At 60.1% G+C, this 13277-nt stretch carries 9 protein-coding genes; 6 read left to right on the top strand and 3 right to left on the bottom strand.

Annotated features, from left to right (window positions below):
- The first annotated feature begins 107 nt into the window (after nucleotides 1-107).
- The 4 genes from JFU48_RS13110 to cmoB all read left to right on the top strand — a co-directional run bounded on the left by JFU48_RS13110 (nucleotide 108) and on the right by cmoB (nucleotide 3045).
- Nucleotides 108-500 carry a protease inhibitor I42 family protein gene (locus JFU48_RS13110; RefSeq protein WP_201136671.1) on the top strand — a complete coding sequence of 131 codons (393 nt, stop codon included), beginning with the start codon at nucleotides 108-110 and terminating at the stop codon, nucleotides 498-500.
- A gap of 2 nt (nucleotides 501-502) precedes the next feature.
- Complete coding sequence (locus JFU48_RS13105; protein WP_201136670.1) at nucleotides 503-1138, top strand: lysoplasmalogenase family protein; 636 nt, start codon at nucleotides 503-505, stop codon at nucleotides 1136-1138.
- A 174-nt stretch (nucleotides 1139-1312) separates the two neighbouring features.
- Entirely contained in the window at nucleotides 1313-2092 is a 780-nt protein-coding gene (cmoA, locus tag JFU48_RS13100) for a carboxy-S-adenosyl-L-methionine synthase CmoA (protein ID WP_003227846.1), read from the top strand.
- Nucleotides 2089-3045 carry a tRNA 5-methoxyuridine(34)/uridine 5-oxyacetic acid(34) synthase CmoB gene (cmoB, locus tag JFU48_RS13095; protein WP_201136669.1) on the top strand — a complete coding sequence of 319 codons (957 nt, stop codon included), beginning with the start codon at nucleotides 2089-2091 and terminating at the stop codon, nucleotides 3043-3045. Before cmoA ends, cmoB begins: the two co-directional genes overlap by 4 nt.
- Before the next feature lie 131 nt (nucleotides 3046-3176).
- Here cmoB and tadA read toward each other — a convergent pair whose 3' ends face one another.
- Together tadA and JFU48_RS13085 are read right to left on the bottom strand one after the other, a co-directional pair.
- On the bottom strand, nucleotides 3177-3674 hold the full coding sequence (gene tadA, locus JFU48_RS13090; protein WP_201136668.1) for a tRNA adenosine(34) deaminase TadA: 498 nt from the start codon (nucleotides 3672-3674) through the stop codon (nucleotides 3177-3179).
- On the bottom strand, nucleotides 3674-5050 hold the full coding sequence (locus JFU48_RS13085) for a multicopper oxidase family protein (RefSeq protein WP_201136667.1): 1377 nt from the start codon (nucleotides 5048-5050) through the stop codon (nucleotides 3674-3676). The genes tadA and JFU48_RS13085 overlap by 1 nt, the downstream gene beginning before the upstream one ends.
- A 226-nt stretch (nucleotides 5051-5276) precedes the next feature.
- Between JFU48_RS13085 and JFU48_RS13080 the strand changes: the two genes are divergently transcribed.
- A complete protein-coding gene (locus JFU48_RS13080) occupies nucleotides 5277-9917 on the top strand; it encodes a membrane-targeted effector domain-containing toxin (RefSeq protein ID WP_201136666.1) in 4641 nt (1546 codons plus the stop codon).
- Between the two features lie 140 nt (nucleotides 9918-10057).
- Here JFU48_RS13080 and JFU48_RS13075 read toward each other — a convergent pair whose 3' ends face one another.
- Nucleotides 10058-10585, bottom strand: coding sequence for a hypothetical protein (locus JFU48_RS13075; RefSeq protein WP_242486637.1), 528 nt, complete (start codon nucleotides 10583-10585; stop codon nucleotides 10058-10060).
- 561 nt (nucleotides 10586-11146) lie between these two features.
- Here JFU48_RS13075 and JFU48_RS13070 point away from each other — a divergent pair.
- Nucleotides 11147-13219 carry a TerD family protein gene (locus JFU48_RS13070; RefSeq protein ID WP_201136665.1) on the top strand — a complete coding sequence of 691 codons (2073 nt, stop codon included), beginning with the start codon at nucleotides 11147-11149 and terminating at the stop codon, nucleotides 13217-13219.
- Nucleotides 13220-13277 lie beyond the last annotated feature (58 nt).

Below are 13277 nucleotides of genomic sequence, written 5' to 3'. Positions count from 1 at the left end.
GCTCGCGAAGGCGTCTGTAGCGACACCACTGACCGCCCGACTGTCACACTTTGTCTCATCTTCAGTTATGCTCGCCGTTCGTCGCCAACACCGGAGCCACTGAGCCTATGTCCCCCACTCGCCTGTTTGTCCCCCTCGCCCTTTCTCTGCTGGCCGCCTGCGCCACGCAACCGAAACAGAACGTGACCGTGGAAAAACAGAGCGAATGCCCCGTGCGGCTGACCAACGGACAAAACCTGATTGTGATGCTGCCAAGCAATCCGACCACGGGTTATCGCTGGGCGATTCAGGATTCGGCGGGCGGTGTGCTCCATGCCCTCAGCCCCGAGGTTTACAGCAGCCCGAAAGATTCCGGCATGGTCGGTGCGGGCGGCTTTTCCACCTGGCGCTTCCAGGCCTTTGCCACCGGCACCGGCCGCCTGCGCCTGACCTCGCAGCAACCTTGGGAGCCCGAAGTAACACCAGTGGAAACCTTCGACTGCGCCATCTCGGTGAACTGACCGTGGGCTGGCTGATTCTGGCGCTGATGGGCGCGGTGACGTTTCTCTACGGCGTAAGCACCCATGCGGCGCTGCTCTGCCTGTTGGTCAAACCGCTGCCGGTGCTGGCGCTGCTCGGCTGGCTGCACGATGCGCCACCCAGCGACTATCGGCGCTGGATCAGTCTGGGGCTGATTTTCTCGTTACTCGGTGACGTGTTGCTGGCGTGGCCGGGGGATTTGTTCGTGTTTGGCCTGGGTGCGTTTCTGGTCGCGCACCTGGCCTATCTCAAGGCTTACCTCAGCGATTGCAAGCGTCTGGCGCTCTTGCCGCTGGTGCTCGCGCTCGGCGTGGGCGCGGTGCTGCTGGGGCTGCTGATCTCCAGCGGTCTTGGGCCATTGCTGGTGCCGGTGGTCGTCTACGGCACCGCGATCAGCGCCATGCTCTGGCGCGCCCTCGCCCGCCTCGGCACCGACGTGCCCAAGCGTTCGGCGCTGCTGGCGGCGGCGGGTGCGGTGGCGTTCGTGTTCTCCGACAGCGTGATCGGCATTGATCGCTTTGTGGCGCCGTTTCATGCTGCGCCGTACGTGATCATCCTCAGCTACTGGCTGGGCCAGTGGGGGATTGCCGCTTCGGCGTTTTCCGTGAAACACCGCTAATTTTGTAGTGAGGGGATTTATCCCCGATGGGCTGCGCAGCGGCCCTGAAACCGGTCAATCAGGTATGTCAGACAGACCGCAGGCACAGATCTTGGGGCTGCTTCGCAGCCCATCGGGGATAAATCCCCTCGCCACGTCGGACAACCCAAGCATCCCGACGCCACTTTGGCTAAAATGCCGGCCTTTTCCACCGACACCGCCGGAACCGCCGTGAGCAAAGAACCCGATCGCATTTTCGCCCAGCCGATGGCCCAGGTGCCTGACTTCGCCTTCAACGAGGACGTGGTGCGGGTGTTCCCGGACATGATCAAGCGCTCGGTGCCGGGTTACCCGACCATCGTCGAAAACCTCGGCGTGCTGGCTGCGCAATTCGCTCAACCGAACAGCGTGCTGTACGACCTCGGCGCCTCACTCGGCGCGGTGACTCAGGCCCTGCGCCGTCACGTGCGCACCGACGGTTGCCGGGTGATCGCGGTGGATAACTCGGCGGCGATGGTCGAACGCTGCCGCGAATACCTCAACGGTCAGGATTCGATGTTCCAGGAGCTGCTGCCGGTCGAAGTGATCGAAGGCGACATTCTCGCGCTTGAGTTCAAACCGGCCTCGGTGGTGGCGCTGAACTTCACCCTGCAATTCATCGCCCCGGAACAGCGTACCGCGTTGCTCTCGCGTATCCGCCAATCGCTGCTGCCCGGCGGCGCGCTGATTCTGTCGGAGAAGCTGCGCTTCAACGATGCGCAAGAGCACGCGCTGCTCACCGATCTGCACGTCGCGTTCAAACGCGCCAACGGCTACAGCGAACTGGAAATTGCCCAGAAGCGCAGCGCCATCGAAAACGTCATGAAGCCCGACAGCCTCGAAGAACACCGCGAACGCCTGCTGGCCGCCGGGTTCTCGAAAGTCGTGCCGTGGTTCCAGTGTCTTAACTTTGCCTCGTTGATTGCCTTGCCATGATTGATCTGTCCCCCCTCGCCCGCCGTCTGGCCGGCACGCCGCTGGCCGACTGGGCCAACACCCTGCAAGGGCAACTCGACAAGAAAATGGAGAAAGGCCACGGCGATCTGGAGCGCTGGCAGAGTGCGCTGGACGCGTTGCCGAAGATCCAGCCGAGCGAAGTCGATCTGCTCAACGGCCTGAAACTCGACACCGATTGCGACGACGACACCCGTGCACAAATGCGCACCGCGCTGATGGGCCTGTCGCCATGGCGCAAGGGGCCGTTCGACCTGTTTGGCGTACACGTCGACACCGAGTGGCGCTCGGACTGGAAGTGGTCGCGGGTCGCTCCGCATCTGGATCTGAAGGGCAAACGCATCCTCGATGTCGGTTGCGGCAACGGTTACTACATGTGGCGCATGCTCGGCGCCGGTGCCGACAGCGTGATCGGCGTCGATCCGAACTGGCTGTTCTTCTGCCAGTTCCAGGCCGTGCAGCGTTATCTGTCCGAGCCGAATGCCTGGCACTTGCCGTTCCCGTTCGAAGACCTGCCGCCGAACCTGGAAGGCTTCGACACGGTGTTCTCGATGGGCGTGTTCTACCACCGTCGTTCGCCGATCGAGCATTTGCTGGCGCTCAAGGATTGCCTGGTCAAGGGCGGCGAACTGGTGCTGGAAACCCTGGTGGTCGAAGGCGACAAGCATCAGGTGCTGGTGCCGGAAGATCGTTACGCGCAGATGCGCAACGTGTGGTTCCTGCCATCGGTGCCGGCGCTGGAATTGTGGCTGCGCCGAGCAGGCTTCACCGATATTCGTTGTGTCGACGTCAGCATGACGACGGTCGATGAACAACGAGGCACCGAATGGATGAAGTATCAGTCGCTGAGTGACTTCCTTGATCCGGAAGATCACAGCAAGACCATCGAAGGCCTGCCGGCGCCAATGCGGGCGGTGATTGTCGCGAAGAAATAACCCAATCTCCCCTGCACAGGAGATCCCCCTGTGGGAGCGGGCTTGCTCGCGAAAGCGGTGTGTCAGGCAACATTTAATCGCCTGACACACCGCTTTCGCGAGCAAGCCCGCTCCCACATTCGGTGTTGTGTTTATTCAGCAGGCTTTGCGCGCCGTGCGCGGAAGAATTCGGTCAGCACTGCTCCACATTCTTCGGCCAGTACCCCACCCTCATACAAGACCCGGTGATTCAAAAATCCCTGGGTAAAAAACTGCCCCTGACTCTGCACAATCCCGGCCTTCGGCTCCAATGCGCCATACACCACCCGCGCAATGCGCGAATGCACGATCAGCCCGGCGCACATGCTGCAAGGCTCCAGCGTCACGTACAGCGTGCTGCCGGGCAGGCGATAGTTGCTGACGGCTTGCGCAGCGGCGCGGATCGCGACCATTTCCGCATGGGCACTCGGGTCGCTGGTGGTGATCGGGCAGTTGTAGCCACGCCCGATGATTTCGCCGTCCTGCACCAGCACCGCGCCCACCGGCACTTCGCCCAGGGCTGCGCCTTGCTCGGCGAGGGCCAGTGCTTCACGCATGAAATCGCGGTCACGGCTGCGGTCGATGATCGCGGCGGGGCGAATCTGGCGCATCACTTCACCTCGATGGCGGCCATCAGGCCGGTTTCCATGTGGTCGATCACATGGCAATGGAACATCCACACCCCCGGGTTATCCGCCACCAGCGCCACTTGCGCACGCTCGTTCTTGCCCAGCAGGTAGGTGTCGGTGAAGTACGGGGTGATCTTGTGCCGGTTCGACGCAATCACCTTGAAGCTCATGCCGTGCAAGTGGATCGGGTGCTGATACTGGGTCATGTTCTTCAGTTCGAAGATGTAGCTCTGGCCCAGTTTCAGGCTGGCAATCGGCCGATCAGCGCAGGTCTTGTCAGTGATGTCCCAGGCCTTGCCGTTGATCTGCCACAGGCTCGGCGGCTTGCCGTTGTCGACATTCACCGACACCGAACCGACCCATTCGAAATTGAAGTTGAGTTTCTCGGCATTCGCCAGATCCGGCTCGGCCACCGGGTTGGCGGGCAAGGCTTTCGGCCACTCGGTCGGCGCATCGTTATTGGCCACCGAGCGCAAAGTCCCCAGACGCACCGGGCCATTGCGCAGCGACAACTCTTCACCGGCCGGCGGCGCCTTGATCGCCAGGCAAATACGCATGCCCGGGCCGAGCCAGTATTCCTTGCCCAGCGGCCGCGGCTCGATCGGGTTGCCGTCCAGCGCATAAATCTGCGCTTCGACGCCGGGGATGTTGATGCGATAGGTCAGCGTGTTATCGAGGTTGAGCAAACGCACCCGGGTGATCTGCCCGGCCGGCAATTCGATCACCGGCGAGGGCACGCCGTTGATGGTCGACAGCCGCCCCGCCGTACCGCCACGCGCCGCTTCGCGCGGAACACTGAACTCGACGAAATGCCCCTCATCGTCGATGTGCCAGTTCTTCAGACTCAGGGTCTTTTCGTACTTGAAACCGGTCGGCTCGCGCTCTTCGACAATCAACGGCCCGACCAGCCCGCGCCCCAGCTCTTCGCTGCTGCTGACGTGCGGGTGATACCAGTAGCTGCCGGCGTCCGGCACGCGGAATTTGTAATCGAAATATTCACCGGGCAGCACCGGCAGTTGCGAGACGTACGGCACACCGTCCATCTCCAGCGGCAGACGAATGCCGTGCCAGTGAATGGTGGTCGCCACCGGCAGGTGGTTGATGAAACGCACCCGCAGCCACTCGCCCTGACGCACGCGCAGTTCAGTGCCCGGCGCCGACGGGCGGAACGCCCACGCCTCGGTCTTGTGCCCTGGCACCAATTCAACGTCCAGTGGCGCCGCGATCAGCTCGTAGTCGTGGCCCGCATCAGCATCGGCCATCTTGCCCAGCCAGTAGCGCGACGCGCCTCCTGCTCCGACACCAACGACAACAAGACCGGCCAGGCCACCGAGGATTTGGCGACGGGTAAAGGACATGAACTCAACTACCTCACGTATCTGCTTCGGGCGCCGGGCCCGCAAAAGGCAAATACGATACACCTGCAATTGCGAAACAGTAAGGGCAGCGCGGCGGATGGACGCAGTTGCGCCTCGCGCGTACACGATTTCGAGCGCTCAAGTGACATAACTATGTAGTGCACATGCCTCAAACAGCCGGGCCATCCTGTGCCACCCGTTTCTCATGGATAGAGAGTTCAACCACATGCCAAGCCCGATGCCCAACGCCGCCGACAAGGCCGCGCTCAAGGCGATTGCCGCCACCGTCATCCAGACCTGCCCGAGCCTGCAGGATGCCGCTCGACAGGTCGCCAACGACTTGCTGAGCAAATACCAGGTTCACGGCCTCGACCCGGATCAAGTGTATTTCCACCGCTTCGACGCCTCGCAAAGCAGTTCGAAAGCCTTCACCGGCTGGGAGCATGTGCACGCCACGCCCACTTCAAGCATGACCCTGACCCAATTGGTGATTCACCGCTTCCGCGTCGCTGATCAGGACAACGCCGACCTGCTCGACGTCTATGGCGGCTTCTACACTGCCGGCCCCGATACCCGCACCTTCGATGAGCGCAATGAAGTGCGCCTGCACGGCAACGACGTGCTCAAGGACTTCTGGAGCATCGACTTCAGCGCGCTGTACGACGAACAACTGAACGCTTTCTGGAACACCAGCGGCAGCGACTTTCGTACCCTGGCCAAGTGCAATTTCCTGATCAAAGCGCTGCAGGCGCGGGACCAACGTCAGCTGAGCGACGCGGATTTTCTGTTCGTCACGCGAGCGGTGATCGGCCCGCTGACCTGGCCGGTGAACCTGGCCATGCTGCAGGCACAACAGCGTTGTCCGAACAGCGTGCGCAGGCTGGATCTGGCCGGTTACGCCGCGATCAACGTTCTGCGTTTCGTCGCGCCCCAGGGTCGGCAGATCCTCTATCTGCCCGGTGACAGCGACGCCTTTCAGGTACTGGAAACCGCCACCGACCTGCACTTCTGGATCCTGCAGCGGATGAACAAACGCTCTGCCCGCGAAACATTCCTTGCGCATTTCTCGCTGGCCGACCGGCAGCAGATCAACGCCAACCTTGGCGAGCTGATGAATCGCCTGGTAGCAACGTGGAGCCGCTACGACCACTCGCTGATCAATCAGGACAACCTCGCGGTCAGCGGCGACGCCTTCACCTGGCTGAGCGACTCGACCCGCGCGGCGATGTTTGCCGAGGCCAGCCTGTCCCTGACCTCCAATGGCGACCAGCGCAAGAAACTGTGGATCGGCTACCTCAGCGCCGGGGTCAAGGTGTTCGGGCCGATGGCCGTGGTCGGCTGGCCAATCGCATTGCCGGTGATTGGCGCCAGCATTGCCAGCATGGGATTGAATATTGATCAGGCGGTCAATGGCAAAACCGCCACCGAGCGCAAGGCCGGAATCCTCGGTGCAGTCCTCAGCGGCATCGACATGCTGTTCAACCTGCTGGTCCTCAAGGGCCCGGGATCGCTGGTCGAAGTCGGCCCCGAGGTGGATGCCGCCGAAGCGGCGGAAATGGCCGACCTGATCGAGAGCAATCAACCTGAACCTGCACCATCGGCGGTGCAGGCGCCCCCGATCCTGACTGATCTTCCCGTAGCGCAGACACCTGCCACGGACATCCCGCAATCGTTCAAGATCAACCGGGTCTTGGGCGAGGACACGCTGATCAGCGAGCCGGGCAAATTTCGTGGCATCCATCGACTGGCATCCAATCCCTCATCCGCAATCAGCCTTGGTGACAGCGCCTACTACGTGCGTTTTGAAGAAAATCTGAATGGACGTGGCAACTGGGCAATCATTGATCCCGCCCGGCCCGACGCCTTTTCCGGCTCGATCCCCGTCCGGCTGAACGCTGACGGTGCCTGGGAGGTGGCGCCGAGGTTGGGGCTTCGCGGCGGTCTCGATATCCCCATGATCGCCGGTGGCAGTGAAGCGAGCGGTCCCGCCGTCGAACCATGGGCGCAAACACCGGGCATCCATGTTCCCGGACTCGATGATCCCGACATGCGCGCCTGGGCGCTCGGCGGTCCGGATCTGCAAGCCCAGTTCCGCCGCGCCTGGACCCTGGGCGGCATCGACATGCACAGCGTGATCAGGCCCGAAACCGAAGCAGGCAATGCACTCATGCCGCATGCGCATGAGGTGATCTCGTTAAGCGAGTTCGACCTGGCGCAGGAACAAGCACGTGCGACGCTGATCAGCGATGCCAACGCCTGGTATGAACTGCACCCGCCGGCTCCACGCCTGCATGTACTGCCGCCGGAGCCCGTCGCCTCCCCGAGCGAATTGTTCGACGTCGCGCTGGCGGAGAAACCCGGGCTGGTGATCGGTGAAAGCCGCGGCAGCATCGGCAGCAAGAAACTGCTGATCGAACACATGCCGCATCTCGCCCGCAGCGGTGTGAAGACCCTGTACCTGCAAGAGTTGCTGGCCAACGTCAATCAACTGGATCTGGATGCGTTCGCCCGCACCGGGGAAATGTCCGAGGAACTGCGAGACTACCTGAACAGAATCGACTTCCGGGCCGGCAACGACCCGGACGGCAAATTCAACCTGATGGCGCTGGTCAAGGCCGCCAACGCCCAGCGCATCCGACTTCAGGCGATCGACCTGTCGACCACTTACAACATCAACAAAGATTCGCTGCAGCCCTTCCCCAACAACCAGATGGCGCGCAGCTTCTTTGCCGGCGAAGTCATTCGCTTTCATCAGGAACTCAATGGCCCGGGCAAATGGGTGGCATTGGTCAATCAGGAAAACATGAGCGCCTTTCGCGGCTATCAAGGCATCAGCGAGCAGACCGAGGCCTTGAGTGTACGCATCGACGATGTAACGCCGGGACAAGCCGAAGCCATCGGTAGCGACCCTGGTCTGGCGGTGGAATATGCCGATTACCCCGACTCGCCGGTCGAGGAAATTGCCGGAGGCCTGAGCGATCCCGACAGTATTCAAAACCTGATCAAGGGCGACTGGCGGGTGCAAATGGAAACGCCGTGGGCATACCGCACGCCGCAAAATCTGCGCGCACTGTTGCCGGAGCCGGGAATGTTCACGTTTCAGCGCTACCGCAGCAGCCTGCTGGTGGTCTACCGCAATGCCGAACGCCACATGGCTGACAGCGCGATCAGAATCACCCCCGCCGGCAGGCTCAACCTCGATACACCGCTGGCCCCGCCCCCTGAATCGCTGACCGTGGACACACTGGACGAGTTGAAACAGGCGCTGATCGAAAAAGGCCTGAAGCCGATGGGTTGGCCTCAGGCGAGTGCCACAACGCTGCTTGAAGACACTCCGCGGCCAGTCATCCCGCCGAACTGGCAGGCCAATGAGTTGCTGGACGGGATTACTCCAGTGAACGAGCCAGGAAAATTCCAGGGTATTTATCTGCTCGATTCGAATCCTTCGACCGCGATCTCGATCGACGACACCGCCTATTACGTACGCTACGAAACCGACATCAACGGCAGCGGACACTGGGCTGTGATTGATCCCGAGCATCCCCACGGCTTTACTCGCTCGATCCCGGTACGCCTGAACCCTCAGGGCGAATGGGAAACCATACCCCGCGCCGGCCTCAGTGGCGGTGGCAAGCCTGCGGTGACGGCCGGACCGAGCAGCCGCAGACCGGTGCTCGCCCTGCCCGCCTCGCAATACGACATGCCGGCGCCGCTTAAAACGGAGTTGGAGGAAGGCGCGGACGGCCTGAATGACGAAGCATTGCGTGATTTCTATGACAGCCTGAACGAGTTCGATGCCTACCGCGACTTCAAGGGCATCCGTAAACGCCTGTACCGCGACGCCCGGGATTTTTTCAGCACCTTGCGCCTGCCCGAACGCCCTCCCGTCCCCACCCTGGCAGCCGACGCGACCGCCGAGGAGATCATCGAGAAAATCCTCGAACATGCCCGGGGCCTGGTGATCGGTGAAAGCCACACCGCCGTTGGCAGCAAGCAATGGCTGATCGAGAACATGTCGTTGCTGGCCAGCAAACAGGTGAAGAGCCTGTACATGGAGCATTTGCTGACGGACTTCCATCAAGCCGCACTGGACGAGTTCTTCCAGACCGGCAACCTGCCGAAAAAACTCGAGGCGTATCTCAAGGCGCTCGACGTCGGCAACATGACCGATCCGCTGCAGCGCTACACGTTTCTGGAACTGGTCAGGGAAGCCAGAAAACAGGGGATCCACGTGCAAGCCATCGACTGCATGGCAAGTTATCGCCTCAACGGCATGGACATTCCGTCCGGCGATGAGGCGGCGCGGCAGAAAATGATGAATTACTTTGCCCGCCTGGTGATCCGCGCCGACCAGGCTGCACGGGGCGCACACAAATGGGTGGCGCTGATGGGCAATTCCCACTCCAACAGTTTCGAAGGCGTGGCCGGCGTCAGCGAACTGGAGGAGGCCGTCGGCATTCGCGTCGAGGATGTCCCCGAAGGGGCTGCGCGGGGCATCGAAGTCGACCCGGGGAAAATCCTGCCGTTGGGCGGTACCGAGCATGATCGCTCGGCACTGGTCAGGGGCGACCTGCGCCTGCAGATGGAAACGCCCTGGACCGCGCACACCATGACGGAATTCGAATCCCTGTTGCCGCGCTACGGCATGTACTCCCTGAAGCAGCAACCCAACCGGACCTTCATCGTGCATCGCAGTCGCACGCGAGAGCTGGTACGGACCAGCATCGAGACCGACGGCACGCGCTTCTACATCGAACGCCCCGGCTGGCCTTCGGTGAGCGGTAAACGCTACCCGAGCATGAAAGCGCTGCTGCAGGCACTGGATGACATGGGCATGCAACTGGGCGGCTGGTCAAAACCGCTGTAACGCAAAAACGCAAAAAGCCGTGTGAAACGGATTTCACACGGCTTTTCGGTTGCAGCGATCAAGCCTTTACAGCTCGCACTGGATCAATTCGGTTGGCTCGACTCGTCGCAGTTACCAGTCGTTGAACCGTGCAGAATCAATCAACGTGCAACGCTGTAGTTCTGGACAACATCGTTTTCAAAATAGATGGTCAAAACAATGCCTTGGCGCGTGGTTTTGCCACTGGTCACGCTGCCCACCTCATTCAATGTTCCCTGCGCATTGGAGACATGGGACGAAACCTGTGCAATTTGGCCGCTTGTCTCGGGCGATACGAATCTGTGGGCGAGATTCATATACTTCTCGACCCCTTCCTCGCTCTTCACATAAGTCCAGTTAGTTATAGTGTCCGAGTCTGCCGCCTCCTGCATGGGAGGGCCAAATAACTGGGATATCTGGCTCTTGGTGGTCTTGCCACGAATGATGGTGGTCTTTAGATAAGCTTCGTCATATTTCTTTGCACCTACACCATTGGGATTCAACGATCCCATTAAATCGTTTGAGTTTGCGCAGCCGATTAAAAGTCCCGTCATCAGACACAGCGCAATTCCGTTTCTAAACGCTTTTCCATGTGTTGGCGACATACGCTTACCTGCATGTATTTCAGGAATTATGGAGATGACGAGCAACGGAGCTCGACGCGATGTTGTTGATCAACACGCATGACTTTGTTATCCGTCAAGACAGTGGCTGTACTTCCGTCAATAGAAGACGCTTCCAGCTTAGGGAGCGAAGATCGACTTAGCTATAGGGCAAGTGTGCTATTGCCGGATGGCCATGATTGCCAAAAACGCCAAAGCCAAAAACCAGAAAGCCTGCAATTACGCGGGCTTCAAGGTGTTTGTTGCTAGTGGGTGCCGGTCAATGCCGGCTTGGAAAGTCACCGCCCTTGAAGCCACAGTTGGCCAATAACGCCAATATCCGCCTGGATGATAGACAAGCGACTTGTCGTTCATCCCCCGTTCATATCGTGAATCAGCTTGTTACCGTTGAGAGAAGCAACGACCTGACAAAAAGCGAAAACCTTACGTAGAATGCCTCCGTGGCTATGGAACACCTTCCTTCTAACCCCCTATGAACTAGGGGTTCCGCTCTCCACACCGCGCCTGCTTCTAGCAGGCGTTTTCATATCAGTTGCAGGCATGATGCTGCGGCTCGCTCACGACGACGACCCAAGGAGAAAATCAAGCATGAATCAGGAGCTATTCCTGCGTCGCCGTAGCAAAGTTCACGTACCGATGGGTACTGGCGGTGCAACCCGCGCTCAGGTCGCGTCGGCTATCCGGGAGGTCGCGGCGTTCCGGTGTGTACTATCAGAAACGCTGATAGAGCAGATCGGCATGTTGTCACCGACAGAGCTCAAGCACTGGTTGCATGGCATTGTTGAAATCCTTCGGCGGAGGAGTGGCGCGCATGTGCATCACCGGCCGTTCTATCCTGACTTTCCAGAACAGGTTCTGAGGGCCACAGAGGCGGAGTTGTATCTTAACGCGGTCATACATTACCTCACGCTTAGGCGCCTACCACCGACTGAAGAATCTCGACCTCCACTGCTTGAAGGCAACTTCATACACTGGGTTATTGAACCGGGAAGCGTCCATGAGTTCGAGTCACTGCTCGAGCCGCTGGTTTCATCACGCACTTCACTTTCCGAAGAGGAAACGGCTGATGTTGTCTGGTTCGTCAGGGAGTACAAAAGTGATGTTTTCCGTCTGCTGCCCGAGGCCATCCCTTTCCGGGAGATACGTGCACAGGTTGGCGGCGCACTTATCCTGCATGTAGCCGGTGACGCACGGGTGGACGCATTCCTGGAGCGCAACGTCGAAACGGCGACGGATGTGCTGCGACTCGCGGTCGCCCTGAGTGGAGGTGACGTGTCACTTGCGACAGCTACGACACGTTTCAAAGCGATGAAGCGCTCGATGCGCCGTCTGTTATTACGCCTGCTCGACTCAATACCCAATGCTACAGAAGATGTGATGCGCCACGCCGAGCGCTGGAAGCGTCTGGCTGAAGTGCTGCATCCGGGCGACTACGCCGATAAGTACCCACGAGCACTCGACGCGATCACGGCAGCGCGCCGCGACGAAGCGCCAGCCACCTTTGGTTCACGTGTCGAAACACTGCTGGCCCAGCGCGACATCGCCACGCTCACGCCCTTACTACAGAGCCGTCCCGGTGAATTCGCACGACGGCTGGACGTGAGCCTGCGGCGCGCGACGAACCCCGAGGCGGTTCTCGACGCATTCGAGGCTGTTGCAACACAAGTGTCCTCACCTGTCCTGCTGCAATTGCTCGCCCAGGTACGCGCTCCACGCCCCCTGTCCCTGCGCGCCTTCACCCCAAAAGGCGCATTCGCCAAGGTCTATGGCATCAAGGATCACCGCGAACCTCTCACCGCCGAAGTGTTGGCTCGCGCAGCCCGAATCTGCGAAAACGCGCTTGTAACGCGTTTTGCATCGCTGCCGCCACTCGGTCGTTGTTTCATCGATCCCGCATTACGCGAATACAAGGTGCCGCTGGCGCAGCGTGCATCGTCGAAATCGCTACGTACGCTGGTGCGAGGCAGTCGGTTGCCTATGCCTGATGCACGCTTCATTCGCCTGTTCTTGTGGTGGAAGAATGGCACCGGGCGCACGGATATTGACTTGTCCGCCGCTTTTTTCGACGCCGACTTCGTATTCAAGCAAACGGTCGCGTACTACAACCTGAAGGATTTCGGCGGTTGCCACAGCGGCGACATCACCGACGCGCCCGACGGCGCTTCGGAGTTCATCGACCTCGATGTAGATGCCCTCGTCGACAGAGGTATTCGCTACGTCGTCACGTCCATCAACTCATACACCACACAACCGTACTGCGATCTTCCAGAATGTTTCGCTGGCTGGATGGCCCGCACCGATACAGCATTGGGTGAAGTATTCGAGCCGCGAACCGTGTTCGACCGTGTCGATATCGCATCCGACACAATTATCTGTCTGCCCTTCGTGATGGATTTACAGGAACGACGCACGATTTGGGCCGATCTGGGACTCACTTCATCGCCGCGGTGGAACAACGTCGGGAACAATCTCAGTGGGGTATCGTTGATGCTGCGGGCCTTGGTTCATACGCCACGGCCGGATTTGGCAACGCTGTTCGACTTGCATGTACGAGCACGCGGGGAACGAGTTGCTTCGCCGGAGCAAGCAAATGCAGTGTTTGCGCCTGAGCAAGGAATAACACCGTTCGATACAGATTTGATTCGATCACAGTTTCTCTAATACGTACGCCAGTCTTAGCGATCGATTGAGAACTACGCCCCTTGCTCCAGTGCTCCCA

The organism is Pseudomonas sp. TH49 (assembly GCF_016650625.1).
Taxonomy (GTDB): Bacteria; Pseudomonadota; Gammaproteobacteria; order Pseudomonadales; family Pseudomonadaceae; genus Aquipseudomonas; species Aquipseudomonas fluorescens_H.
This window is presented reverse-complemented; position numbering and strand designations above follow the sequence as displayed.

Excerpts from the sequence above, each read along its gene's own strand:
- cmoA (WP_003227846.1), top strand. The coding sequence starts at position 1,313 with ATGCCGGCCTTTTCCACCGACACCGCCGGAACCGCCGTGAGCAAAGAA.
- JFU48_RS13070 (WP_201136665.1), top strand. The coding sequence starts at position 11,147 with ATGAATCAGGAGCTATTCCTGCGTCGCCGTAGCAAAGTTCACGTACCG.
- JFU48_RS13080 (WP_201136666.1), top strand. The coding sequence starts at position 5,277 with ATGCCAAGCCCGATGCCCAACGCCGCCGACAAGGCCGCGCTCAAGGCG.
- JFU48_RS13110 (WP_201136671.1), top strand. The coding sequence starts at position 108 with ATGTCCCCCACTCGCCTGTTTGTCCCCCTCGCCCTTTCTCTGCTGGCC.
- cmoB (WP_201136669.1), top strand. The coding sequence starts at position 2,089 with ATGATTGATCTGTCCCCCCTCGCCCGCCGTCTGGCCGGCACGCCGCTG.
- tadA (WP_201136668.1), bottom strand. The coding sequence starts at position 3,674 with ATGCGCCAGATTCGCCCCGCCGCGATCATCGACCGCAGCCGTGACCGC.
- JFU48_RS13085 (WP_201136667.1), bottom strand. The coding sequence starts at position 5,050 with ATGTCCTTTACCCGTCGCCAAATCCTCGGTGGCCTGGCCGGTCTTGTT.